This window comes from Variovorax sp. EBFNA2, assembly GCF_033802765.1.
Lineage (GTDB): Bacteria > Pseudomonadota > Gammaproteobacteria > Burkholderiales > Burkholderiaceae_C > Variovorax > Variovorax paradoxus_H.
On the sequence record NZ_CP138496.1, the window covers coordinates 6294171 to 6317765 of the forward strand.

21 protein-coding genes are annotated in these 23595 nt (G+C 68.5%); 10 read left to right on the forward strand and 11 right to left on the reverse strand.

Going from position 1 to position 23595, the window contains the following annotated elements:
* Window positions 1–13: 13 nt before the first annotated feature.
* The 9 genes from RZE79_RS29615 to RZE79_RS29655 all read left to right on the forward strand — a co-directional run bounded on the left by RZE79_RS29615 (window position 14) and on the right by RZE79_RS29655 (window position 9166).
* Entirely contained in the window at window positions 14–1639 is a 1626-nt protein-coding gene (locus tag RZE79_RS29615) for an MFS transporter (protein ID WP_319358035.1), read from the forward strand.
* A 163-nt stretch (window positions 1640–1802) separates the two neighbouring features.
* The gene (locus tag RZE79_RS29620; RefSeq protein WP_319358036.1) at window positions 1803–2624 is read left to right on the forward strand and encodes a creatininase family protein; all 822 of its coding nucleotides are present in this window, start codon (window positions 1803–1805) and stop codon (window positions 2622–2624) included.
* A gap of 23 nt (window positions 2625–2647) precedes the next feature.
* The gene (locus tag RZE79_RS29625) at window positions 2648–3454 is read left to right on the forward strand and encodes an ABC transporter ATP-binding protein (RefSeq protein WP_319358038.1); all 807 of its coding nucleotides are present in this window, start codon (window positions 2648–2650) and stop codon (window positions 3452–3454) included.
* On the forward strand, window positions 3432–4325 hold the full coding sequence (locus tag RZE79_RS29630; RefSeq protein WP_319358039.1) for an ABC transporter permease: 894 nt from the start codon (window positions 3432–3434) through the stop codon (window positions 4323–4325). Before RZE79_RS29625 ends, RZE79_RS29630 begins: the two co-directional genes overlap by 23 nt.
* Before the next feature lie 4 nt (window positions 4326–4329).
* Entirely contained in the window at window positions 4330–5694 is a 1365-nt protein-coding gene (locus tag RZE79_RS29635; RefSeq protein ID WP_319358040.1) for an FAD-binding oxidoreductase, read from the forward strand.
* A 65-nt stretch (window positions 5695–5759) separates the two neighbouring features.
* Window positions 5760–6788, forward strand: a complete 1029-nt coding sequence (locus RZE79_RS29640; protein ID WP_319358041.1) for an ABC transporter substrate-binding protein — start codon at window positions 5760–5762, stop codon at window positions 6786–6788.
* A gap of 141 nt (window positions 6789–6929) precedes the next feature.
* A complete protein-coding gene (locus RZE79_RS29645; protein WP_319358042.1) occupies window positions 6930–7520 on the forward strand; it encodes an NAD(P)H-dependent oxidoreductase in 591 nt (196 codons plus the stop codon).
* A gap of 36 nt (window positions 7521–7556) precedes the next feature.
* Window positions 7557–8519: a PDR/VanB family oxidoreductase gene (locus tag RZE79_RS29650; protein WP_319358043.1), complete on the forward strand. Its 963-nt coding sequence runs from the start codon at window positions 7557–7559 to the stop codon at window positions 8517–8519.
* Window positions 8516–9166, forward strand: a complete 651-nt coding sequence (locus RZE79_RS29655; RefSeq protein WP_319358044.1) for a TetR family transcriptional regulator C-terminal domain-containing protein — start codon at window positions 8516–8518, stop codon at window positions 9164–9166. The genes RZE79_RS29650 and RZE79_RS29655 overlap by 4 nt, the downstream gene beginning before the upstream one ends.
* Here the strand turns inward: RZE79_RS29655 and RZE79_RS29660 are convergent.
* The 10 genes from RZE79_RS29660 to mdeB all read right to left on the reverse strand — a co-directional run bounded on the left by RZE79_RS29660 (window position 9159) and on the right by mdeB (window position 20603).
* Window positions 9159–9626 (reverse strand): RidA family protein, encoded by a 468-nt coding sequence (locus tag RZE79_RS29660; protein ID WP_099794045.1) that lies wholly within the window; start codon window positions 9624–9626, stop codon window positions 9159–9161. The genes RZE79_RS29655 and RZE79_RS29660 overlap by 8 nt on opposite strands.
* Window positions 9623–10828: an amidohydrolase family protein gene (locus RZE79_RS29665; RefSeq protein WP_319358046.1), complete on the reverse strand. Its 1206-nt coding sequence runs from the start codon at window positions 10826–10828 to the stop codon at window positions 9623–9625. The genes RZE79_RS29660 and RZE79_RS29665 overlap by 4 nt, the downstream gene beginning before the upstream one ends.
* Window positions 10825–11643 (reverse strand): 2-oxo-tetronate isomerase, encoded by an 819-nt coding sequence (gene otnI / locus RZE79_RS29670; protein ID WP_319358047.1) that lies wholly within the window; start codon window positions 11641–11643, stop codon window positions 10825–10827. Before otnI ends, RZE79_RS29665 begins: the two co-directional genes overlap by 4 nt.
* 12 nt (window positions 11644–11655) lie before the next feature.
* Window positions 11656–12321: an aldolase gene (locus tag RZE79_RS29675; RefSeq protein ID WP_319358048.1), complete on the reverse strand. Its 666-nt coding sequence runs from the start codon at window positions 12319–12321 to the stop codon at window positions 11656–11658.
* Complete coding sequence (gene otnK / locus RZE79_RS29680) at window positions 12318–13589, reverse strand: 3-oxo-tetronate kinase (protein WP_319358049.1); 1272 nt, start codon at window positions 13587–13589, stop codon at window positions 12318–12320. Before otnK ends, RZE79_RS29675 begins: the two co-directional genes overlap by 4 nt.
* Window positions 13590–13592: 3 nt before the next feature.
* Complete coding sequence (denD, locus tag RZE79_RS29685) at window positions 13593–14606, reverse strand: D-erythronate dehydrogenase (protein WP_319358050.1); 1014 nt, start codon at window positions 14604–14606, stop codon at window positions 13593–13595.
* A gap of 41 nt (window positions 14607–14647) precedes the next feature.
* Entirely contained in the window at window positions 14648–15577 is a 930-nt protein-coding gene (gene ltnD, locus RZE79_RS29690) for an L-threonate dehydrogenase (protein WP_319358051.1), read from the reverse strand.
* Between the two features lie 16 nt (window positions 15578–15593).
* Window positions 15594–16925 (reverse strand): MFS transporter, encoded by a 1332-nt coding sequence (locus RZE79_RS29695; RefSeq protein WP_099794058.1) that lies wholly within the window; start codon window positions 16923–16925, stop codon window positions 15594–15596.
* Between the two features lie 157 nt (window positions 16926–17082).
* The gene (locus tag RZE79_RS29700) at window positions 17083–17859 is read right to left on the reverse strand and encodes a FadR/GntR family transcriptional regulator (protein WP_319358052.1); all 777 of its coding nucleotides are present in this window, start codon (window positions 17857–17859) and stop codon (window positions 17083–17085) included.
* 80 nt (window positions 17860–17939) lie between these two features.
* Window positions 17940–20603, reverse strand: a complete 2664-nt coding sequence (mdeB, locus tag RZE79_RS29705) for an alpha-ketoglutarate dehydrogenase (RefSeq protein WP_319358053.1) — start codon at window positions 20601–20603, stop codon at window positions 17940–17942.
* Window positions 20604–20708: 105 nt separating this feature from the next.
* Here mdeB and RZE79_RS29710 point away from each other — a divergent pair, with 105 nt between their 5' ends.
* Complete coding sequence (locus tag RZE79_RS29710; RefSeq protein WP_062480783.1) at window positions 20709–21182, forward strand: Lrp/AsnC family transcriptional regulator; 474 nt, start codon at window positions 20709–20711, stop codon at window positions 21180–21182.
* Between the two features lie 124 nt (window positions 21183–21306).
* On the opposite strand, the gene RZE79_RS29715 is transcribed toward RZE79_RS29710, so the two are convergent.
* Complete coding sequence (locus tag RZE79_RS29715; RefSeq protein WP_319358054.1) at window positions 21307–23535, reverse strand: PhoX family phosphatase; 2229 nt, start codon at window positions 23533–23535, stop codon at window positions 21307–21309.
* Window positions 23536–23595 lie beyond the last annotated feature (60 nt).

Below are 23595 nucleotides of genomic sequence, written 5' to 3' on the forward strand. Positions count from 1 at the left end.
ACAATAGCGCGACATGCCGCCCATATCCCCCGAAGAGACACCCCTCCCGCCGGCCAAGCCGCAGCCCTCGAACCTCGCGGCGCTCGAGCCCCTGAAGCTCCCCGTGTTCCGCATGCTGTGGAGCACCTGGCTCATCGCCAACATCTGCATGTGGATGAACGATGTGGCGGCGGCGTGGATGATGACCTCGCTCACCACCTCGCCGATCTGGGTGGCGCTGGTGCAGTCGGCCTCCACCTTGCCGGTGTTCCTGCTCGGCCTTCCGAGCGGCGCGCTGGCCGACATCCTCGATCGCCGGCGCTGGCTGGTGGCCACGCAGTTCTGGCTGGCCGGCACCGCCGTCGTGCTGTGCGCCGCGATCGCGCTCGACGTGATGACCGCGCCGCTTTTGCTGGCACTCACCTTCGCCAACGGCATCGGCCTCGCGCTGCGCTGGCCGGTGTTCTCGGCCATCGTGCCCGAGCTCGTGCCGCGCCAGCAACTGCCAGCCGCGCTGGGCCTGAACGGCATCGCCATGAACGCCTCGCGCATCGTCGGCCCGCTCACGGCCGGCATGCTGATCGCGAGCGCGGGCAGCGTGTGGGTGTTCGCGCTCAACGCGGTGCTGTCGGTGGCCTCGGGCTTCGTGGTGCTGCGCTGGCGCCGCGAGCACACGCCCAACCCGCTGGGCCGCGAGAAGCTCATCAGCGCAATGCGCGTGGGCGTGCAGTTCGTGCGCCAGTCGCAGCGCATGCGGGCGGTGCTCACGCGCGTGTCGCTCTTCTTCTTCCACTCGACCGCGCTGCTGGCGCTGCTGCCGCTGCTGGCGCGCAACCTCGAGGGCGGTGGCGCCGGCACCTTCACGCTGCTGCTGGCCGCCATGGGCACGGGCGCGATCATCGCGGTGCTCTTCCTGCCGCGGCTGCGCCAGGCGCTCGGGCGCGACCAGCTGGTGCTGCGCGGCGCCATGCTGCAGTCGGCCGCCACCGCCGTGATGGCCGTGGCGCCCAACGCCTGGGTCGCGGTGCCGGCGATGTTCTTCGGCGGCATGGCGTGGATCACGGTGGCCAACTCGCTGTCGGTGTCGGCCCAGCTCGCGCTGCCCGACTGGGTGCGCGCGCGCGGCATGTCGACCTACCAGATGGCGATCATGGGCGCGAGCGCGATCGGCGCGGCGCTGTGGGGCCAGGTGGCCACCGTCACGTCGCTGACGCTGAGCCTGGCCATCGCCGCCGTGAGCGGCACGCTGCTGATGCTCGCGGCCATCCGCTGGGTGACCGACGTGAGCGGCGAGGACGACGTGCGCCCCGCCCAGGCCGGCTGGGCCACCGGCCCGCCCGCCGAGGCGCCGCAGGAAGACGGCCGCGTGGTGATCACGGTCGAGTACCTCATCGACCCGTCGCGCGCCGCGGCCTTCCACCTCGTGATGCAGCAGACCCGCCGCGCGCGCCTGGGCCAGGGCGCCATCGGCTGGGAGCTGCTGCACGACATCGCGCAGGCCGAGCGCTACGTGGAGCAGATCGTCGATGAGTCGTGGACCGACCACCTGCGCCGCTTCAACCGCGCCACCGCCGCCGACATGGCGCTGCGCGAGCGCCGGCTGGCGTTCCACCTCGGCGAAACGGCGCCGGTGATCACGCGCTTCGTGGTGCGCCGCTGACACCACGGGCCGGGCGTGCCCTACCCAGGTGTTTTGACCACCTGCATTGTTTTGCTGGCATGCCGCTTGCAAGCGGCTGGGCAAGGGTATCCACGCATGGTCTACTTTTTTTGACCAGACGGATAATTTAGACCCTCCCACCGTTGTCACGAGGTTTGCCACGATGAATCCGCCCCCGTTGCGCAGCCGCTTCTGGTCCGACCTGACCAGTGAAGAGTTCTCCCGCCTCGACCGCGAACGGCTCATCGCCGTGCTGCCGGTGGGGGCGACCGAACAGCACGGCCCCCACCTGCCGATGTCGACCGACACCGCCACCATCGACGGCATGGTGCAGGCCTGCCTGCCCTACCTGCCCGACGACCTGCCGGTGCTGTTCCTGCCCACCGTGCCCTACGGCAAGAGCAACGAGCACTCGCGCTACCCGGGCACGCTCACGGTGTCGGCCAACACGCTGATCTCGCTGTGGAAGGACGTCGGCGCCTGCGTCGCCAAGGCCGGCGTGCGCAAGCTGGTGCTCTACAACAGCCACGGCGGGCAGATGAGCGTCATGGACATCGTGGCGCGCGACCTGCGCGAGGAGCACGACATGATGGTCGTGGCCGCCAACTGGTACACGCTGGGCCTGCCCGAAGGCCTGTTCACCGCGCACGAAGGCAAGCACGGCATCCACGCGGGCGACCTCGAAAGCTCGGTGATGCTGCACCTCACGCCCGACTACGTGCGCAAGGATCAATTCCAGAACTTCAGCTCCCTGACCGAGCAGATGGCCGCCGAAAACAAGTTCCTGTCGATCACGCCCAGCGGCAAACTCGGCTGGCAGATGCACGACATCAACCCGGCCGGCGCCGCCGGCGACGCCACGCGCGCCACGGCCGAGAAGGGCGCCGCGGTGCTCGACCACGTGGGCCAGCGCTTCGTCGAGCTGCTGCACGAGATCGACCGCTTCCCCCTGGAGCGGCTGGCCAACGTTCCCGCCTGGCGCTGAGCCCCGGTTGCACAAGGAGTTCCATGGAAAGCACCACGCCATCCACGCCGCTGGTCCGCCTTCGCAACGTCGGCAAGCGATTCGCCAACGGCACGCTCGCCCTGCAGGACATGACGCTCGACATCGGCGAGCACGACTTCGTCAGCTTCCTCGGCCCCTCGGGCTGCGGCAAGAGCACCGCGCTGCGGCTGATTGCCGGGCTCACGCGCATCAGCTCGGGCGACATGCAATGGTCGGGCGCCAACACGGGCACCGCGAAGGACAGCAAGAGCGACCGCGACCTGGGCTTCGTGTTCCAGGAGCCCACGCTCATGCCCTGGACCAAGGTGTTCGACAACGTCTGGCTGCCGCTCAAGCTCGCGGGCATGGGCCGCGACGAAGCCGCACCGGTGGTGCAGCAGGTGCTGGAACTGGTCGGCCTCTCGCGCTTTGCCGATGTGTACCCGCGCGAGCTCTCGGGCGGCATGAAGATGCGCGTGTCGATCGCGCGCGCGCTGGTCACGCACCCGCGCCTGCTGCTCATGGACGAGCCCTTTGCCGCGCTCGACGAAATGACGCGCATCAAGCTCAACAACGACCTGCTGGCCATCTGGCGCGAGCACCGCTTCTCGATCGTGTTCGTCACGCACAGCGTGTACGAGTCGGTGTATCTGTCGAACCGCATCGTCGTGATGGCGGCGCGCCCGGGCCGCGTGATCGACGAGATCGCCATCGACGAGCCCTACCCGCGCGGCGAAGCCTTCCGCACCTCCAGCCGCTACAACGCGCACTGCACCGCCGTTTCACACTCTCTGCACGGAGCACTCCATGGCCTCGACATCGACCATTGAAACCGTGATGCCCCTCGACACCACCGCCACCCACGAAGCCACGCCGTCCGCGGAAACGCTGCGCGCGCACGAAGACAAGCTGCGCCGTCGCGAGTCGACGCTGCGCGTCGTCGTGCCGGTCGTCATCGTCGCGGCGCTGCTGCTGGTGTGGGAGTGGATGGTGCGTGCCAACGACATCCCCCACTACATCCTGCCCGCGCCCTCGCTGATCCTGCGCACGCTGTTCGACAACTGGGGTTCGCTCTCGGGCGCGCTGTGGTTCACGGTGAAGCTCACGCTGCTCGCGCTGGGCGCTGCCATCGTCGGCGGCGTGCTGTTGGCGATTGCGTTCGCGCTGTTCAAGTGGGTGGAGATCGGCCTGTTCCCGATCGCCGTGATCCTGCAGGTGACGCCGATCATCGCGATCGCGCCGCTGATATTGATCTACGTGTCGAGCACCACCGCGGCGCTGTTGCTGTGCGCGTGGATCGTGGCCTTCTTCCCCATCCTGTCGAACACCGTCATCGGCCTGAAGAGCGCCGACAGCAACCTGCGCGACCTGTTCCAGCTCTACAAGGCCTCGCCCTGGCAGACCTTCCGCTACCTGCTCGCACCCAGCGCGCTGCCGTACTTCATGGCGGGCCTGAAGATCGCCGGCGGCCTGAGCCTGATCGGCGCGGTGGTGGCCGAGTTCACGGCCGGCACGGCGGGCAAGGAAACGGGGCTGGCCTCGCGCATCCTCGAATCGAGCTTCCGCACCGAGATCCCGATGATGTTCGCGGCGCTGCTGCTGGTGTCTCTGCTGGGCATCGTGATCTTCATCGTGTTCGCCGCCTTGTCGCGGCTGGTGCTCGGCCACTGGCACGAGAGCGAGATGCGCCGTGAACGCTAGAGCGATGCACACCGTCGTCGACTGGGACGCCGTGCGCGAGGACCTGCGCGGCCTGAACGTGATCGCCACGCCCAGCCAGCGCAAGCAGCTGTCGAAAGACTTCTACTGGTACAGCCCGATCCTCACGGCGCAGCTCGCGGGCTGCGTGGCCGACCTCGTGGTCAAGGTCAGCACCGAGGACGACGTGCGCCAGGCCGCGGCCGTGGCCGCCAAGTGGAAGCTGCCGCTCACCGTGCGCGCGGGCGGCACCGGCAACTACGGCCAGTGCGTGCCGCTCGAAGGTGGACTCGTGCTCGACGTGACGCAGATGTGCCGCGTGCTCGACCTGGCCGACGGCCGCATCCGCGTCGAGGCCGGCGCGCGCATGCACGACATCGACCTGGCCGCGCGCGAAACCGGTCAGGCGCTGCGCATGTGGCCCTCGACCTGGCACGTGGCCAGCATCGGCGGCTTCATCGCGGGCGGCTTCGGCGGCATCGGCTCGTTCCGCCACGGCATCCTGCGCGACCCCGGCAACCTGCTGCGCGCGCGCGTGATGACGGTGGAGCGCGAGCCGCGCGTCATCGAACTGGTGGGCGACGAGATCCAGCAGGTGCACCACGCCTACGGCACCAACGGCGTGATCCTCGACGTCGAAGTGGCGCTGAGCCCGGCGGTCGACTGGGTGCACTGCACGGTGCTGTTCGACAGCTACCGCGGCGCGCTCGACTTCGGCATTGCCGCGCAGGCGCCCGCGTACGACCTGTTTCTGCTGTCGACCGTGGAGGCGCGCTTCTCGCCCTACTACACGGCCATGGGCGAGCACTTTCCGCCCGACCGGCACGCCGTGTTCACCATGGTCTCGCCCGACACGCTCGCGGGCTTTCGCGCGCTGGCCGCGGCGCACGGCGGCACCATCTCGGTGGCCGGCACCGAAGACGAGCTGCTGGCCGCCGGCCTGCCGCCGGCCTACGAATGCGCCTTCAACCACACGACGCTGCAAGCGCTGAAGGCCGACCGCAGCTGGACGTATCTGCAGGTGGCCTACGCCCAGCCTTTCGATCCTTCAGTCGTCGAGCGCCACCTGCAAATCTTCGGCGACGACGTGCTACAGCACCAGGACTTCGCGCGCGCCAACGGCGAATGCGGCACCTTCGGCATCCTGCTCGTGCGCTGGAAGGGCGAGGCCCACCAGTACGAGGTGATGCGCGAGATCGAGTCGCAGGGCGGCGCGCAGATCTTCAACCCGCACGTCTTCACCATCGAGGACGGCGGCATGAAGACCATCGACACGCAGCAGATCGAGTTCAAGAAGCGCAGCGACCCGATGGGTTTGATGAACCCCGGAAAAACGCGCGGCTGGACGCCCGACATGGCCGTCGAGCGTTGAAGCCGTCGAAAACATTTAGTCTTCGCATCCCGTCCCCACCCCAACCTCCACAGGAGTCCGTCCCCATGCGCATCCCCGCTTTCTCTCTCCGGCCGCTGGCCTTCGGCCTGGCCCTCGCAGGTGCTGCCCTCGCCGCGCACGCCCAGGAAAAAGTGGTGTTCGCCACCAACTGGAAAGCGCAGGCCGGTCACGGCGGCTTCTACCAGGCGCTGGTGGACGGCACCTACAAGAAGTACGGCCTCGACGTGGAAATCATGCAGGGCGGCCCGATGGTCAACAACCGGCCCATGCTGCCGGCCGGCAAGGTCGACTTCCTGATGACCGGCAACCTGCTGCAATCGTTCGACAACGTGAAGAACGGCGTGCCCACCGTGGTGGTCGCGGCCATCTTCCAGAAAGACCCGCAGGCCATGTTCGCGCACCCGGGCCAGGGCTACGACAGCTTCAAGGACATGACGAAGGCGCCCGTGGCCTTCATCGGCAAGGACGGCCAGTTCAGCTTCTGGCAGTGGATGAAGTCGGAGCACGGCTTCAAGGATGCGCAGCTCAAGCCCTACACCTTCAACGTCGGCCCGTTCCTCGCCGACAAGAAGTCGATCCAGCAGGGCTACGCCATCTCGGAACCGCTGTCGATCAAGGCCCAGGCCGGCTTCGACCCCGTGGTGCACCTGTTGGCCGACCACGGCTTCTCGACCTACGCCACCACCATCGAGACCCGCGCCGACCTCATCAAGACCAAGCCCGAGACGGTGCGCAAGTTCATCGAGGCCTCGATCGTCGGCTGGAACAACTACCTCTACGGCGACAACAAGGCCGCCAACGAGCTCATGGCCAAGACCAACCCCGACGCCACGCCAGCCGCGCTGCAGGGCTCCATCGACCTCATCAAGAAGATGGGCATCGTCGACAGCGGCGACTCGCTCACCAAGGGCATCGGCGCCATCGACGAAGCCCGCGTGAAGGACTTCTACGACAAGATGGTCAAGGCCGGCCTGTACAAGCCCGGCGAGATCGACCTGTCGAAGGTCGTGAGCACGCAGTTCGTCAACAAGGGCGTCGGTGTCGACATCCGCAAGAAGCTCACCAGCAAGTAAGTCGCTTCGTTTTTTCCCGTGGGTCGCGCGGGGCTTGCGCCGGGGTCAGATGCCGGCGCCTGGGTTTGCCATAAGGCACGCGCGGCCTTTTATCCCTGGGCTCTGACCCCGTCTCGCCGAACAGGCGAACCGGCCCGAACCATGAAAACGCTCGTCGTCCATTGCCATCCGAATCCTGACAGCTTCAACCACGCGCTCTACCGCACCGCCCTCGACGCGCTGCAGCCTCGCCACCCGGTGCGGGCCATCGACCTGTACGCCGAGGGCTTCGACCCGACGCTGACACGCGAAGAGCGCATCGCCTACCTCGACAACCCCGAACTGATCCGCGAACGCGTGAAACCCCACGTCGAAGCGCTGCTGTGGGCCGAGCACCTGGTGTTCGTCTACCCCACCTGGTTCCACGGACCTCCGTCCATGCTCAAGGGCTGGCTCGAGCGCGTGTGGCTGCCGGGCGTGGCCTTCCTGCCCGCGGAGCGCAAGGGACAGCTCGCGAAGTCGGGCATGCGGCACATCCGCCGGCTCACCGTGGTGACCACGGGCGGCTCGCCGCGCTGGTTCGTGATGGCCATCGGCGACCCGGGGCGACGGCTGTTCACGCGCGCACTGCGCGCGCTGTTCGCGTGGCGCTGCAAGGTGACGTGGCTGCAGCTGCACGACATGAACGCCGTCACCGACCGCGACCGCAGCCATTTCATCGCGCGCGTGGCGCGCACGCTGCACAACATCTAGCCCACAAACAAACAAGCAAGCAGGGAGACAGACACCATGAGCCTCGAACGCACCCTGACCGTCCGCGTCGAACGCATCTCGCGCCAGACGCCGGAAATTTTGGCCTTCGAGCTGACGCATCCGTGGGGCCGCGCGCTGCCCGGCTACGAGGCCGGCGCGCACATCGACGTGCACATGCCCGGCGGTTTCTCGCGCCAGTATTCACTGGCGCGCGCGCCCTCGGGCACGGGCTCTTACGTGATCGGCGTGAAGCGCGAACACGCGAGCCGCGGCGGCTCGGCCTCGATGCACGAGCGCGTGCGCGAGGGCGACCTGATTGCGATCAGCGCGCCGCGCAACACCTTCCCGCTGCGCGCCGAAGCTCGCCGCCACCTGCTGCTGGCCGGCGGCATCGGCATGACGCCGCTGCTGGCGATGGCGCAGGCGCTGGCCGCGCGCGGCGCCGACTTCACGCTGTGCGTGTTCGCACGCAGCGAGGAGCACCTGGCCTTTGCCGAGGCGCTGTATGCGCCCGCGCTGGCCCCACATCTGAAGCTGCACCTCGACCAGGGTGACGCGACGCAACGCATCGACCTGCGCGCGCTGCTGGCCGACCGCGCGCCCGACACGCACCTGTACGTGTGCGGCCCCGGCGGCTTCATGCAGGCGGTGCGCGAGGCCGCCGCGCACTGGCCCGAAGACGCGCTGCACACCGAGTACTTCGCCGCGCCCACCGGCACGGCCGCCGCCACCACGGGCCTGCCCTTCACGCTGAAGCTGGCGCGGCGCGGCATCGAGGTGCCGGTGGCGGCCGACCAGACTGCCGTCGATGCGCTGCACGAAGTGGGCATCGACATTCCCGTGTCGTGCCAGCAGGGCCTGTGCGGCACCTGCGTGGTCGAGGGCGACGGCGAAGGCGCCGAGCACCGCGACTTCTGCCTCACGGGCACCGAGCGGCGCACCAAGGTCGCACTGTGCTGCTCGCGCGCCAAGGGCCCCGACCTGGTGCTGCAGCTGTGAGCGTGAGCGACACCGACAGCGACGCACCCGCCACGCGCGGGCGTTCGCGCAAGTACACACAGGTGCTCGGCCTCATCAACCAGGCCGCCATCGAGGTGTTCGCCAGCGAAGGGCTGGCCGGCGCCTCGACGCAGGCCATCGCCGACAAGGCCGGCCTGTCGAAGGCGCAGCTGCACTACTACATCGAGAGCAAGGAAGCGCTGTACCGCCAGGTGCTGCAGGACATCCTGACCGACTGGATCGTGGTGTTCGGCTTCAGCGACGAGGCCTTCGGCCCGCGCAAGGTGCTGGGCGATCTCATCCAGCGCAAGATGATGTTCTCGTTCGAGCACCCGCTGCGCTCGCGCATCTTCACCGCCGAGATGATGCGCGGCGCGCCCGTCATCAACAGCATGATGGACACGAGCAAGCAGCGCACCGACCAGGCCGCCGCCGTGATCCAGAACTGGATGAACCAGGGCCTGATGGACAAGGCCGACCCGATGCTGGTGCTGTTCCACATCTGGGCCGTGACGCAGTTCTACGCCGACCACGCCACGCAGGCGGCCTACTACCGCAGCGCCGCACAAGAGGGTGACGACAAGGACCGCCGCTACCTGATCGAGCAGGTGACGGAGTTTCTTTTGAAAGGCGCAGGCGTCAGGTAGCGCTGCGCAGGGGCAGGAACATCGTCGCTTCCACCTCGACGAGCACCTCGTCGCCCGGCAGGAAGCGCGACACCTCGACCACCGTGCTCACCGGCGGCTCGCCCGGATAGAACAGGCCGCGCACGCGGTTGTAGAACGCGTAGTGCGGCAGGTGGCGGAAGTACTGCACCAGCTTCACCACGTCTTCCATGGTGCCGCCGTGCTCGGCCGCGATCTGGCGGATGCGCTCGAGCACGAACCAGCTCTGCGCCACGATGGGCGCCTCGAAGATGTCGACCGACATCTGGCCCGTGGCGTAGCCCACGCCCTGCAGCGCGGTGCGGGCTTCTTCGGGAATGGCGTCGTAGCCCGCCACCGCGCGGCGCGTGGCCGGGTCGACGGCGACCACGCCGCTCATGAAGACGAAATCGCCGACGCGCTTGGCGGCGGCATAGTTGGCCATCGGCTTGCCCATGCTCATGGTGTGTTCGGCTCCAGAAGTTGACCCGCGCGGTAGACGCTGCGCAGGCGGCCGCGCGGGCCGATGAGTTCGTGTTCGTCGGTGGCGGCCAGCACCACCAGGTCGGCCGGGCAACCCGGCGCCAGCCGCCCGTCCCATGCGAGCCCCAGCGCCTTCGCGGGGTTCACGGTGATGGTGTCGAGCCAGTCGGCGGCGGGCGCGAGGTGCGCCATCTGCACGCCCAGGCCGAAGGTCTCGAGCAGGTCGTAGCTGCCGTAGGGATAGAAGGCGTCCTGCACGTTGTCGGTGGCCAGGCTCGCGCGCAGGCCGTGCGCTGCGGCCTCGCGGATGCGCGTGATGCCGCGCGCCACGGGCGTGCGGTCCCACGCGCCCTGCAGGTAGAGGTTGGTGGTCGGCAGCGCGACCAGGTGCAGCCCGGCGCCGGCGCACAGCGTGAGCGTTTCGGCGGCCACGGCATCGTCCTGCACCGAGAGCGAGCAGGCGTGGCCGCAGACCACGCGGCCCTTGAAGTCGCGCGCGCGCACCAGCTGCGCGATGCTGCGCAGGCCGCTGGCGTCGGTGTCCAGGCCTTCGTCGACGTGGAAGTCGAGCGTCAGCCCGTGCTGCTGCGCGAGGTCGAACACGCGGCCCAGCTTGTGGACCAGGCCTTCATTGCGGTAGACGAAAGCGCCCAACGCGCCGCCCGCGCGCTTCACGTCGCGCGCGATGCGCTCACCGGCCGCGAGGTCGGCGAACACGTCGAGCGGCACGAGCGCGACGAACTGCAGCGCGATGCGGCTAGCCCACTCTTCGCGCAGCGCCTCGAACACGGCCAGCGCGGCCGGCGGCTCGGGCTCGACCCAGTCGAGGTGCGTGCGCAGCGCGCGCGTGCCGGCGCGCCAGGCCTCGTGCAGCGCACGCTCCATGCGCAGGCGCAGCGAGGCGCTAGTCCAGCTCGCGCGATGGCGGCCCATGCGCTCGATGGCGGTGAACAGGTCGCCCTGCGCGGCGCCGACGTCCTGCACGGTGAAGTTCTTGTCGATGTGCGCGTGCGCCTCGACGAGCGCGCTCAGCAGCGTGCCGCGTGCTTGCGTCTGCGACGCGCTGGGCACGATGGCCGCGATCTTGTCGCCGTCGATCGTGACGTCGAAGACCTGCGCATCGCCCGCCGCGGCAAAGCCACGCAGCGGCATCGGGATGCGCAGCGCTTCGAGCGTCGTCATGCGCGCTGGCGCCAGTCGCGCAGCCAGCCCAGGCCGGCCGAGGTGCCGCCGGGCTCCATGCCGCGGCGCGGGCGGTATTCGCAACCGACCCAGCCTTGCCAGCCGCACTGCGTCGCCACTTCGTCGATCACGCCGAAGAGGTAGTCGTAGTTCTGCTCGCCCACATCGGGCTCGTGGCGCTCGGGCACGCCCGCGATCTGCAGGTGGCCGACGCGGCCGGTCGGCAGGTACTGGCGCAGCTTCATCGCCACGTCGCCTTCGACGATCTGGCAGTGGTACAGGTCCATCTGCACCTTGAGGTTGGCCGCGCCCACGGTCTCGACGATCTGGTGCGCGTGGTCCTGCCGGTTGAGAAAGAAGCGCGGAATGTCGCGCGTGTTGATCGGCTCGATCAGCACGTCGCGCCCGGCCTTCGCAGCCTCGGCCGCGGCCCAGCGCAGGTTCTCGACATAGACGGCTTCTGCCGCCTCGCGCGTGAGGCCTTCGGGCACGAGGCCGGCCATGACGTGGATGCGCGGGCAGTCGAGCGCCACGGCGTAGTCGATGGCCTTGGCAATGCCTTCGCGGAACTCGCCCTCGCGCCCCGGCAGGCAGGCCAGGCCGCGTTCGCCGCCGGCCCAGTCGCCGGGCGGGCCGTTGAACAGCACCTGTTGCAGGCCGTTGTGCTTCAGGCGCGCGACGATCTCTTCCTTGCTGAAGTCGTAGGGGAAAAGGTACTCGACGGCCTGGAAGCCGTCTTTCGCGGCGGCGTCGAAGCGGTCAAGAAATGCGAGCTCCGGGTAGAGCATCGAGAGGTTGGCTGCGAATTGAGGCATGGGGTGTTTCTACTACCAGCGCGCACCGAAAGTGCGGCGCAGTTCATCGATCTGATCGGGGGCGAGCGGTGCGGGCCGGGTGGCCTGCGTGAGCATCTGCAGGCGTGCGGTTTCTTCCAGCTCTTCGAGCACGGCCATGGCGGCGGCCGGTGTTTCGTGCCAGACGTTGGGGCCCAGGCGCGCGAGCATCGCCGCGCGGATCGGCGTGCCGGCCGCGCCGTAGCGCGCGATGGTGTATGCCACCTGTTCGGCCGCCTCGGGCGCGCCGGGGCGGTGGTACGCAATGACCGGCACATGGCCGACCTTCATCACGAAGTAGGGCGTGAGCGCGGGCAGCAGTTCGGCTTGCGGATTGCCCAGGGTCAGGGCAACGCAGTGCGTGCTGTGCGTGTGGATCACGCAGGCCGTGGCGGGGTCGAACGCGCGCGCGGCGGCATAGATGCGCGTGTGCAGCGCGATGGTCTTGCTGGCGCGGTCGCCACCCGTCTGCTGGCCTTGGGCATCGAGCCGTGCGAGCCGCGCGGGGTCGAGAAAACCCAGGCAGGCATCGGTCGGTGTGATGAGGAACCCGTCGTCCAGCCGCACGCTGATGTTGCCGGCCGTGGCATGCACGTAGCCGCGCTCGAACAGGCTGCGGCCGACACGGCAGATTTCGTCGCGGGCTTCGTTCTCGGTCATGCGAGCACTGTAAAAGCTTTGGTGAAGAAATCGTCGCTGCCGAAGTTGCCCGACTTCAGCGTGATGTGCAGCCCGGCTTCGGGCGCCGCATCGGAGCGCGCATGGCACCACGGCACGCCGGGGTCGATCTGCGGACCGATCTGCATCTGCGCGATGCCCAGCGCCTGCACGCAGGCGCCCGAGGTTTCGCCGCCCGCGACCACCAGCTGGTGCACGCCGCGCTCGACCAGGCCGCGCGCGATGGCGGCGATGGTGCGTTCGACCATCGCGCCGGCTTCTTCCACGCCGAGCCGACCTTGCACCGACTTCACGGCGCCGGCTTCGGCGGTCGAGTAGACGAGCACAGAACCCTTGTCGATCCGCGGTGCGGCCCAGGCCAGCACTTCGGCCGCCACGTCCACGCCTGCGGCAATGCGCAGCGGGTCGATGGCCATCGCCGCGCCACCGCGCTGGATGAAGTCGAGCACCTGCCGGTTGGTGGCGAGCGAGCAGCTGCCCGACACCACCGCCGTCTTGCCGCCGGCCTTCGGCAAGGCGCTGGCCTGCGACGACGGCGCGAGGCCGAAGTTGGCCGGCAGGCCGATGGCCACGCCCGAGCCCGCCGTGAGCAGCGGCAGCTTCGCGAGCGCCGGGCCCATGCGCAGCAGGTCGTCGTTCGAGACCGCATCGACGATGGCGATGCGGACGCCCTCGGCCTTCAATTGCGCGATGCGTTCTTCGATGGCCGCTGCGCCGCGTGCGACCACCGCGTGGTCGATCAGGCCCACCTTGCGCGTGCACTGCGCCTGCAGCACGCGCACGAGGTTGGGGTCGGTCATCGGCGTGAGCGGATGGTTCTGCATGCCGCTCTCGTTGAGCAGCACGTCGCCCGCGAACAGGTAGCCCTTGAACACGGTGCGCTTGTTGTCGGGGAAGGCCGGCGTGGCGATGGTGAAGTCGCATCGCAGCGCGTCCATCAGCGCCTCGGTCACGGGGCCGATGTTGCCTTGGGCCGTGCTGTCGAAGGTGGAGCAGTACTTGAAGTAGATCTGCTGCGCGCCCTGCGCCTGCAGCCAGCGCAGCGCGTCGAGCGACTGCGCGATGGCGTCGGCCGGCGCGATGGTGCGCGACTTGAGCGCGACCACGACCGCATCCACGTCGGCGTCGAGCGGGCCGGCGGGCACGCCGATGGTCTGCACCACGCGCATGCCGGCGCGCACGAGGTTGTTGGCCAGGTCGGTGGCGCCGGTGAAGTCGTCGGCGATGCAGCCGAGCACAAGCTTCGCCATCGCTCAGCCCTTCAGCGGCAGCGTGACCGCCTGTGCGTTCTCGCGCACGTAATCGCGCAGGATGGCGTCGAAGCTGGCATCGGCCTTCAGGCCCAGCGCCTCGGCGCGCGCCGCATGGATGCGGCTGGGCCAGCTGGTGACGATCTTCGCGATGGCGGCGTCGGGCTCCCAGTCGATGAGGGCGGTGGCCTCGGTGCCGGCGATGCGTTCGAGCGCCTGCGCCATCTCGCGCACGGTGGTGGTCAGCGCGGGCAGGTTGATGGCGGTGCGCGCGCCCCATTCGGCGGCGCCGGCGGTGGCCGCGCGCACGATGCCGGCGACGGTGTTGCCGGGCGAGGCCAGCGCGACGGGCGTCTCGGGCGCCACGGGGCAGCGTGCGCGCACGCCGGCCAGCGGCTCGCGCAGCATGCCGCTGAGGAAGCTGGAGGCCGCGCCGTTCGGACGGCCCGGGCGCACCGACACCGTCATGAGTCGCACGTTGCGGCCCTGCACGAAGCCCTTGCGGGTGTAGTCGGCCACGAGCTGCTCGCCGATGAACTTCTGGATGCCGTAGCTGTTCTGCGGCGTAGGCAGCGTCGTGTCTTCGATCACCGCGGGCAGGCGCTGCTCGGGCGAATCGCCGAACACGGCGACGGAGCTGGAGAACACGAACACGGGCGCATGGCCGGCGCTGCGGCAGGCGTCGAGCAGGGCGCGCGTGGTGTCGAGGTTGCTGCGCATGCCGAGGTCGAAGTCGGCCTCGCACTCGCCGCTCACGGCGGCGGCGAGGTGGAACACGGCGTCGGTGTCGGCCAGCGGCAATGCGCCGTTGGCGGCCTGCTCGTAGAGGTCGCCCTGCACGAACTGGATGCGCGCGTCGGCCGCGAGGTCGGCGGGCGGCGGCACGCGGTCGGCGAGCGTGATGCGCGCGATGTCCTGGGGCTGGCCGCCGGCCAGTGCGAGCGGGCCGCCGGCGAGCAGGGTGCGGGCGAGGCGGGCGCCGAGGAAGCCGCAGCCGCCGGTGATGAGAACGTTCATGGTGTGTGTCTTTCCTGATCGGTGGAGCGCAACGCTCAATGCTATTTCTTCGATTCTTTCGCAGCAGGCAATTCGATGCCCGGGAAGATCTTGATGACCGCGCTGTCGTCTTCGCGCGCGAAGCCGGCCGTGGAGGCCTGCATGAACATCTGGTGCGCGGTGGACGACAGCGGCAGCGGAAACTTGCTCGCACGCGCCACGTCGAGCACCAGGCCCAGGTCTTTCACGAAGATGTCGACGGCCGACAGCGGCGTGTAGTCGCCCGCGAGCACGTGGGCCATGCGGTTCTCGAACATCCAGCTGTTGCCGGCGCTGTGGGTGATGACCTCGTACAGCGCGTCGGGGTTCACGCCTTCGCGCAGGCCGAGCGCCATGGCTTCGGCCGCGGCGGCAATGTGCACGCCGGCCAGCAGCTGGTTGATGACCTTCACCTTGCTGCCCGCGCCGGCCGAATCGCCCAGGCGGTAGACCTTGGCGGCCATCGCGTCGAGCATCGCGCCGGCCTTTTCATACGCCGCGGGCGTGCCGGCGGTCATCATCGTCATCTGGCCGCTCGCGGCCTTGGCGGCGCCGCCGGAAATGGGCGCGTCGAGGTACAGGATGCCCTGCTGCGCGAGGCGCGTTTCGAGCGCCACCGACCAGTTCGGGTCGACCGTGGAGCACATCACGAACAGGCTGCCGGGCTTCATCGACGCCGCGCAGCCGGGCGTGGTGCCGTCGCCGAACAGCACCGACTCTGTCTGCGCCGCGTTGACGACCACGCTGACCACGATGTCGCACTGCGCGCCGAGCGCAGCCAGCGTGTCGCAGGCCGTGCCGCCTTCGCGCGCGAAGGCTTCGGCGACGCCGGGGCGCACGTCGAACACATGCGGTGCATGGCCCGCGCGGCGCAGCGATTGCGCCATGCCGCTGCCCATGGCGCCCAGGCCCACGAGGCCGACGACGGGGGGGGTGTTGGAAGAAGAAGTCATGTCGTGCGTCCTTCGATCAGCGATTGACGAGTTGCTTGGGCGTGAGCCACACGCCGATGGCGCCGAGCACCAGCGCGCCGGCCAGCACGTACATGCCGATCTGCGTGCTGCCCGTGAGGTCCTTCAGGTAGCCGATGAGGTACGGGCTCACGAAGCCCGCGAGATTGCCCACCGAGTTGATGACCGCAATGCCCGCTGCCGCCGCCGTGCCCGAAAGGAAGGCGGTGGGCAGCGACCAGAACAGCGGCGCGCAGGTGAGCACGCCGGCCGCCGCGAGCGACAGGAAGGTCAGCGACACGACCGTGTTCTGCGTGTACGAGGCCGCGACCGTGAAGCCCACGGCGCCCATCATCGCGGGAATGATCAGGTGCCAGCGGCGTTCGCGGCGCGCGTCGGCGCTGCGGCCGAAGAGGTTCATCGCCACGATCGCGCAGAGGAACGGAATGGCGCTCAGCAGGCCGATGTTGAAGTTGCCCTGCACGCCCGTGGCTTTCACCAGCGTCGGCAGCCAGAAGGTCAGCGCGTACTGGCCCATCACGAAGGCGAAATAGATCAGCGCCATCCACCACACGCGCGCGTCGCGGAACATCGCGCCCACCGAGTGCGGGCCCTTGGCGCCGTGCGCCTGGTCGCGCGCGACTTCACGCTGCAGCAACTGCTTTTCTTCGGGCGAGAGCCAGCGTGCGTGCTGGATGCCGTTGTCCAGGTAGAGGAGCACCATCACGCCCACCAGCACGGCGGGAATGGCTTCGATGATGAACATCCACTGCCAGCCGTGCATCGACGACACGCCGTGGAAGGCGTCCATGATCCAGCCCGACAGCGGGTTGCCGAAGATGCCCGCCACGGGAATCGCCGACATGAACACCGCGATGATCCGCGCGCGCCGGTGCGACGGGTACCAGTGCGTCAGGTACAGGATCACGCCGGGGTAGAAGCCCGCTTCGGCCACGCCGAGCAGGAAGCGCAGGATGTAGAAGCTGGTCGGCGTTTCCACGAACACGAAGCAGGCCGACAAGAGGCCCCAGGTGATCATGATCCGCGCGATCCACACGCGGGCACCCACGCGGTTGAGCAGCAGGTTGCTCGGCACCTCGAACAGGAAGTAGCCCAGGAAGAAGATGCCGGCGCCCAGGCCGAACACGGTTTCGCTGAAGCCGAGGTCCGCGCCCATCTGCAGCTTGGCGAAGCCGACGTTCACGCGGTCGAGGTACGCGACCACGTAGCAGAGCATCAGGAAGGGCACGAGGCGCCAGAACACCTTGGCGTAGGCGCGTTTCTCGAGCGCGGCATCGACGGGCAGGTCGGCCATGGCCGAAGGCGCGCCGGCCTGGAGGGTGGAAGTCATTGGGAGGGAGTCCGCTGGATGAAAAAACGGGGTCGTCCCGTCACCCTGCGGCGCGGTCGCCCCTTACTTGTCAGGTCATCATACAAATTTAAGACAAACTCCCGGATACGGGATAACCCGCACATTGCGACCTCTTCACGAAACTGTGAGCGTGGGCTTACTTGCCCGCAGGCCAGCCTTCGACCAGGGGGCGGGCGAGCTGGGCGCCTTCCTGCTGCCAGAAGGCCGGGTCGGCCTGCTCGATGCGGCGGATGGCGTTGTCCATGTGCGCCTTGGCGGCTTCGCGCGCGGCCAGTGCGTCGCCGGCATCGATCGCCTCGACGATGCGCGCGTGCTCCTGCGCCACTTCGCGCACGAAGTCGGCACGGCGCGCCTCGTTGGCGCGCGTGACGCGGGTGGCGCCATGCAGGAACTGCCGCAGGTACTGCAGCGTGCCGATGAGGAACGGGTTGCGCGCGGCCTCGGCGATGGCGCGGTGAAAGCGCACGTCTTCGTCGGCCCCGTTGCCGCCCATCGACACCGCCGCGTGCAGCGCATCGATGGCATCGCGGATGCGCAGCATGTCCTCGGGCGTGCGGCGCTCGGCCGCGAGCGCGGCCACCTCGGCCTCGAGCGCGCGGCGCAGCTCGACCATCTGCACCACCGCTTCGCGCGATGCCACATGCGGCATCTCGAAACGCAACGGCTCCACGCCGGCAGCGCGCACGTACACGCCGCTGCCCTGGCGCGAATCGACCAGCCCGAGCGACTTGAGCCGCGACACCGCCTCGCGCACCACGGTGCGGCTCACGCCGAACTGGGTGGCCAACGCGGTCTCGGTCGGCAACCGATCGCCTTCCGACAAACGCCCGCTGCGCACCTCGGCCACGAGCGCATCCGCCACCTGATCGGCCAGGCGGACGGCGGGAGCGAGGGACTGAAAACGGGGGGTCATGGGCGCGGGGAGGCGGTGGGGTCTGCGACTCTAACGCAGGCACCGCACCGTCACGCCGCATGGCCGCACCTTCGCCTGTGTCAGAGGCCGAGCGCGTGGCGCGCGGCCCGCGCGATGCTCGCCGCGTCCACACCGAAGAAGTCGCGCAGCGCGGCGCGCGTGTCGCTGCGGCCGAAGCCGTCGGTGCCCAGCGTGAGGTAGCGGCGGCCTTCGGGCAGGAAGGCGCGCACGCTCTCGGGCAGGGCGCGCACGTAGTCGGTGGCGGCGACGATCGGGGCCTTGCTGCTGCCCTTGCCGAGTTGCTGCGCGACGAAGGGCGTGCCGGCGTTCTTCTCGCCAGCCAGCGCGCGTTGCTCGCAGGCCTGGCCGTCGCGTGCCAGCTCGCTCCAGCTCGTGACGCTGAACACCTCGGCCTCGATGCCTTCGTCGGCCAGCTGCTGTGCGGCCTTGATGACCTCGGTGAGGATCGCGCCCGAGCCCAGCAGCGTGACGCTTTTCTTGGCCTTGCCCGATGCCGGCGCATACGTGCCGAAGCGGTAGCAACCGCGCAGGATGTCGGCCTCGGCACCCGCCGGCAGGTCGGGCTGCGCGTAGTTCTCGTTCATGAGCGTGACGTAATAGAACACGTCCTGCTGCTCGACCATCATCTCGCGGATGCCCGCATCGACGATGACGGCCATCTCGCCCGCGAAGGCCGGGTCGTAGGCCTTGCAGTTCGGAATGGTCGCGGCCACCAGGTGGCTGCTGCCGTCCTGGTGCTGCAGGCCTTCGCCGCCGAGCGTGGTGCGGCCCGAGGTGGCGCCCAGCAGGAAGCCGCGTGCGCGCTGGTCGGCCGCCGCCCAGATGGCGTCGCCCACGCGCTGGAAGCCGAACATCGAGTAGTAGATGTAGAACGGCAGCATCGCCAGGCCGTGCACGCTGTAGCTGGTGGCCGCGGCCGTCCAGCTCGCAATGGCGCCGGCCTCGCTGATGCCTTCTTCAAGGATCTGCCCGTCGGTGGCTTCGCGGTAGCTCAGCACCGAGCCGATGTCTTCCGGCGCATAGCGCTGGCCCACGCTCGAATAGATGCCGACCTGCTTGAACAGGTTGGCCATGCCGAAGGTGCGCGCCTCGTCGGCCACGATGGGCACGATGCGCGGACCGAGCGCCTTGTCCTTCATGAGGTTACCCAGCATGCGCACGAAGGCCATGGTGGTGCTCATCTCCTTGCCGGCGGCGGCCGTGGCGAAGTTCGCGTAGGCCGCGATGTCGGGCTTGGGCACGACGTCGCACGCGGTCTCGCGGCGCGGCATGGCGCCGCCGAGCGCTTCGCGGTGCTGGCGCAGGTAGCGCATTTCGGCGCTGTCTTCGGCCGGGCGGTAGAAGTCCATCGCGGTGGCCTGCGCATCGGTGAGCGGCAGGTTGAAGCGATCGCGAAACTCGATGAGGTCGACGTCGCCCATCTTCTTGTGCGAGTGCGTGGTCATCTTGCCCTGCGCGGCGCTGCCCATGCCGTAGCCCTTCTTGGTGTGGGCAAGGATCACGGTGGGCTGGCCCTTGTGGGCGGCGGCAGCGGCATACGCGGCATGGATCTTCACGAGGTCGTGGCCGCCGCGCTTCAAGCGGTCGATCTGCTCGTCGGTCATGCCTTCGGCCAGGCGCGCGAGTTCGGGGTTCTGGCCGAAGAAGTTGTCGCGGTTGAAGCGGCCGTCTTTTGCGGCGAAGGTCTGCATCTGGCCGTCGACGGTGTTGGCGAACACGCGCGCGAGCGCGCCGCTCACGTCCTGCGCGAAGAGGCCGTCCCAGTCGCTGCCCCACACGAGCTTGACGACGTTCCAGCCGGCCCCGGCGAAGAGCTTTTCGAGCTCGTCGATGATGCGGCCGTTGCCGCGCACCGGGCCGTCCAGACGCTGCAGATTGCAGTTGACGACCCACACGAGGTTGTCGAGCTTTTCGCGCGCGGCGAGCGTCAGCGCGCTCATCGATTCGGGCTCGTCCATCTCGCCGTCGCCGAACACGCCCCAGACCTTGCGGCCTTCGCAGTTCAGCAGGTTGCGGTGCGTGAGGTAGCGCATGAAGCGCGCGTGATAGATCGAGCTGATCGGGCCGATGCCCATCGAGCCCGTGGGGAACTGCCAGAAGTCCGGCATCAGGTACGGGTGCGGGTAGCTGCACAGCCCGCGCGCGCCGCTGCCGTTCACGAACGCCGGCGCGGTGAGTTCCTGGCGGTAGTGGTTCAGGTCTTCTTCGCTCAGGCGGCCTTCGAGGTACGCCCGCGCATACACGCCGGGCGCGCTGTGCGGCTGGAAGAACACGAGGTCGCCGCGGTGCGCCGGGCTGCGCGCATGGAAGAAATGGTTGAAGCCGGTTTCGAACAAGTCGGCCGCGCTCGCATAACTGGCGATGTGGCCGCCGAGTTCGCCATACGCCTGGTTGGCCTTGGCCACCATCGCGAGCGCGTTCCAGCGCATCAGCGAGGCGAGCTTTTCTTCGACGGCGAGGTCACCCGGAAACGGCGGCTGATCGGCTGCGGCGATGGTGTTGACGTACGGCGTGGCCAGCTCGGGCTGCCAGCCGATGCGCTGCTGCCGCGCCAGACGTGCCAGCTCGGTCAGCATCTGGCGCGCGCGTTGCGCGCCTTGCGTCTGCGCCAGCGCCAGGAAGGCGTCGCGCCATTCGGCGGTCTCTTCGGGGTCGGGGTCGTGCGACGGCGGCGTGTCGAGCAACAGGGCGCGCATCTGGTCGGCGGAGATCGGGGCGTTCATGCCAGCACTTTAAGCCGCCTTGCGGAAAATTAGCTACCGGCACCTTCGATTTCATGGCTATTTGCAAGCATAAAATGCCACGATTCAACAGCTTCGCGGAATTTCATGGAACTCGATGCCATCGACCTGCGCATTCTCGACGAGCTGCAACGCGACGGCGCGCTGTCGAACGTCGAACTCGCGCGCCGCGTGCACCTGTCGCCCTCGCCGTGCCTGGCGCGCGTGAAGGTGCTGGAGACCAGCGGCGTGATCGATCGCTATGTGGCGCTGGCGAACGCCAAGGCGCTGGGGCTGGGGCTCAACGTGTTCATCTCGATCAGCCTCACGACGCAGAGCAAGCAGTCGCTGGCCGACTTCGAACAACGCATCGCCGAGCACGACGAGGTGATGGAGTGCTACCTGATGACCGGCGACAGCGACTACCTGATCCGCATCGCCGTGGCCGACATGGCGGCGCTGGAGCGCTTCATCATGGAGCAGCTGACGCCGATTCCGGGGATCGAGAAGATCCGCTCGAGCTTTGCGCTGAAGCAGGTGAGATACAAAACGGCGCTGCCGTTGCCAGCAGCGCCGTTGTAGTTGGCACGCCCCCAGGCTTCGCGCACTTCGTGTCGCTGCGCCAACCCCCTCGCCGGGGGCAACACCAGTGGCCCGGCAAAGCCGGTTCCACGGTGTTTCCCGAAGGAGTCAGGGGAAAGAAAACTCAGAGACCGATCAGGCCGCCGTCGTTCTTCGTGATGACCACGGTGGCCGAGCGCGGGCGCGACGCGCCGCCGTCCGGCCAGTGGCTGATCGGCGCCGCGATGTCGCTCGTGCCTTCACCCGGATGCTGGATGTTCACGAACAGCGCACGGCCGTCGCCTGATTCGGCAATGCCGGTGAGTTCGCAATCGACCGGGCCGACCAGGAAGCGGCGCAGGCCTTCGGTACCGGGCGCCTTGCCCACGAAAGTGTTCTGCGTGCGCGTCCTGCTGCTCGCGGTGTCCACGTTGGTGATCACCTTCGCGCCGCCGTCGCCCACCTTGCCGGGCAGTGCGGCCAGCAGCATGCAGTTGGTCACGTCGGTGTAGGCACCGTCGTCGGTCTGCAGCCACAGCAGGCCGGGGGCGGCGTGGCTGAACCACATCCCGTCGGGGCTGGAGAGATCGTTGTCGGCGGTGAGCTGCGAGAGGTTGACGTCGGCCGAGGCCGTCGAGCGCGCGGCGAAGAGGTACACGTCCCACTTGAAGCGCAGCGAGGTCGGGTCGGCGTTCTCGTCCGCGAAGCGCACGATGTGGCCGTTCGGGTTGCCCAGCTGCGACTTGTTGGCGGTGGTCTGGTCGTCGTAGTAGCGCGGGTTGGAGGCGCTGGTCTTGTCGATCGGGCGCGAGGCGGCGTTGGTGTTGGTCAGCGTCACGTAGACGTCGCCCGTTTTCGGGTTGACGGCGGTCCACTCGGGGCGGTCCATCTTGGTCGCGCCAGCGGCGTCGGCGGCCAGGCGGGCGTTGATCACCACGTCGGCCGCATCGGCGAAGGCGTATTTGTCGTAGTTCGAAGTGATGTTGTTCACGCCGAGCTTGAGCTCGAGCCACACGCCCGTGCCGTCTTCGTCGAAACGGGCCACGTAGAGGCGGCCGTCGTCCATGTACTTGTCGCCCGAGGCCATGCCGCCGCCGATGTCGGCCGCGTCCCAGTTCTTGGTGGAGACGAACTTGTAGATGTACTCGTTGCGCGAGTCGTCACCCATGTACCAGACCAGCGGCTTGCCGACCACGACCGGGCCGAGGCAGGCGCCTTCGTGGCCGAAGCGGCCGAGAGCGGTGCGCTTCTTCGGCGTGCTGGTGGGGTTGAACGGATCGATCTCAACCACCCAGCCGTAGGTGTTGTGACCGTTGCGATAGTCGTCGGTGGCCGAGGCGCCGATGACTTCGGTGTTCCAGCGGCCGTACTGGCCGTCGGCGGTGTCGGGCGTGACGGTGGCCCAGAGCTCGCGGCCGGTGCTGGCCACGCCGTAGCGGCCGAAGCTCGCGAGTTCCTTCATCGAGCGCTTGCTATCGTCGGTGCCCTTGATGCGGCGGAAGTAGCCGGCCCAGTTCTCTTCACAGGTGAGGTACGTGCCCCACGGCGTGGTGCCGTTGGCGCAGTTGTTGAGCGTGCCGCGGGTCTTGCTGCCGTCGGTCGAGTACTTGGTCTTCAGGTAGTCGGTCTTGGCGGCCGGGCCCGAGAACTGCATTTCGGTGAGCGTGTGGACGCGGCGGTTGAAGCTCGAATCCTGCTTGTAGCTCCAGGCATTGCCGTTCTTGTTCACCTCGATCACGCTCACGCCGTGCAGGTAGAACTCGCGCTGCACTTCGTCGGCGACGGTGCGCACACCGCTCACGATGGTCTGGCCGGCCGGGTGTAGGAACAGCGGCGTGATGGCTTCATGGTTCATCACCAGCAGGCCGCGCGTGGCGCTGGTCGCGTCCCACTTGTTGGCGGCGTTGACACCGAAGAAGGTCATGCCGTCGTGGTGATCGCCGGCACGGCGATCGTAGGTGGCCGGATCGTCGGTGCCGTCGTTCTTGTACGCAGCCACGCCGGCGGCGATCGGGTCGCCCAGGCGATAGAGGACGCTGGCGGTGTAGCCGGCAGGCACGGTCACGACGTCTGCAAGGCTCTTGGCGACGGGGTTGAAGCCCAGCTTCAGCGGCGTGGGCGACGGGGCGGGAGCCGGAGCCGGCGCGGGGGCCGGTGCGGGCGGAAGAATGGGGAAGGCTGCGCCGCCACCACCGCTGCCGCCGCCGCAGGCCTGCAGCAGTGCGGTACCGGCGGTGCCGACGCCCAGGCCGAACAGATGGCGGCGGCTCAGGCGCGACGCGACCAGATCGGTGAAGGAGGGATTCGGGGAATCGTTGGTGCCGACGTCGTCGAGATCGACGCCATGGGCGTCCGTGCGGGTGTTTGCGGTCATGCGCAATGTCTTTCGTGGGTTGGGATTGAAACCAACCCGCGAAGTTAGGCACTTCGCATG

What these genes read in the sequence shown, in the direction of transcription:
- RZE79_RS29695 (WP_099794058.1), bottom strand. Translation starts at nt 16,925, where the DNA reads ATGACTTCCACCCTCCAGGCCGGCGCGCCTTCGGCCATGGCCGACCTG.
- RZE79_RS29660 (WP_099794045.1), bottom strand. Translation starts at nt 9,626, where the DNA reads ATGAGCATGGGCAAGCCGATGGCCAACTATGCCGCCGCCAAGCGCGTC.
- denD (WP_319358050.1), bottom strand. Translation starts at nt 14,606, where the DNA reads ATGAACGTTCTCATCACCGGCGGCTGCGGCTTCCTCGGCGCCCGCCTC.
- RZE79_RS29715 (WP_319358054.1), bottom strand. Translation starts at nt 23,535, where the DNA reads ATGACCGCAAACACCCGCACGGACGCCCATGGCGTCGATCTCGACGAC.
- RZE79_RS29625 (WP_319358038.1), top strand. Translation starts at nt 2,648, where the DNA reads ATGGAAAGCACCACGCCATCCACGCCGCTGGTCCGCCTTCGCAACGTC.
- RZE79_RS29640 (WP_319358041.1), top strand. Translation starts at nt 5,760, where the DNA reads ATGCGCATCCCCGCTTTCTCTCTCCGGCCGCTGGCCTTCGGCCTGGCC.
- RZE79_RS29650 (WP_319358043.1), top strand. Translation starts at nt 7,557, where the DNA reads ATGAGCCTCGAACGCACCCTGACCGTCCGCGTCGAACGCATCTCGCGC.
- RZE79_RS29630 (WP_319358039.1), top strand. Translation starts at nt 3,432, where the DNA reads ATGGCCTCGACATCGACCATTGAAACCGTGATGCCCCTCGACACCACC.
- RZE79_RS29675 (WP_319358048.1), bottom strand. Translation starts at nt 12,321, where the DNA reads ATGACCGAGAACGAAGCCCGCGACGAAATCTGCCGTGTCGGCCGCAGC.
- otnI (WP_319358047.1), bottom strand. Translation starts at nt 11,643, where the DNA reads ATGCCTCAATTCGCAGCCAACCTCTCGATGCTCTACCCGGAGCTCGCA.
- RZE79_RS29635 (WP_319358040.1), top strand. Translation starts at nt 4,330, where the DNA reads ATGCACACCGTCGTCGACTGGGACGCCGTGCGCGAGGACCTGCGCGGC.
- otnK (WP_319358049.1), bottom strand. Translation starts at nt 13,589, where the DNA reads ATGGCGAAGCTTGTGCTCGGCTGCATCGCCGACGACTTCACCGGCGCC.
- RZE79_RS29645 (WP_319358042.1), top strand. Translation starts at nt 6,930, where the DNA reads ATGAAAACGCTCGTCGTCCATTGCCATCCGAATCCTGACAGCTTCAAC.
- RZE79_RS29615 (WP_319358035.1), top strand. Translation starts at nt 14, where the DNA reads ATGCCGCCCATATCCCCCGAAGAGACACCCCTCCCGCCGGCCAAGCCG.
- RZE79_RS29665 (WP_319358046.1), bottom strand. Translation starts at nt 10,828, where the DNA reads ATGACGACGCTCGAAGCGCTGCGCATCCCGATGCCGCTGCGTGGCTTT.
- ltnD (WP_319358051.1), bottom strand. Translation starts at nt 15,577, where the DNA reads ATGACTTCTTCTTCCAACACCCCCCCCGTCGTCGGCCTCGTGGGCCTG.
- mdeB (WP_319358053.1), bottom strand. Translation starts at nt 20,603, where the DNA reads ATGAACGCCCCGATCTCCGCCGACCAGATGCGCGCCCTGTTGCTCGAC.
- RZE79_RS29700 (WP_319358052.1), bottom strand. Translation starts at nt 17,859, where the DNA reads ATGACCCCCCGTTTTCAGTCCCTCGCTCCCGCCGTCCGCCTGGCCGAT.
- RZE79_RS29620 (WP_319358036.1), top strand. Translation starts at nt 1,803, where the DNA reads ATGAATCCGCCCCCGTTGCGCAGCCGCTTCTGGTCCGACCTGACCAGT.
- RZE79_RS29710 (WP_062480783.1), top strand. Translation starts at nt 20,709, where the DNA reads ATGGAACTCGATGCCATCGACCTGCGCATTCTCGACGAGCTGCAACGC.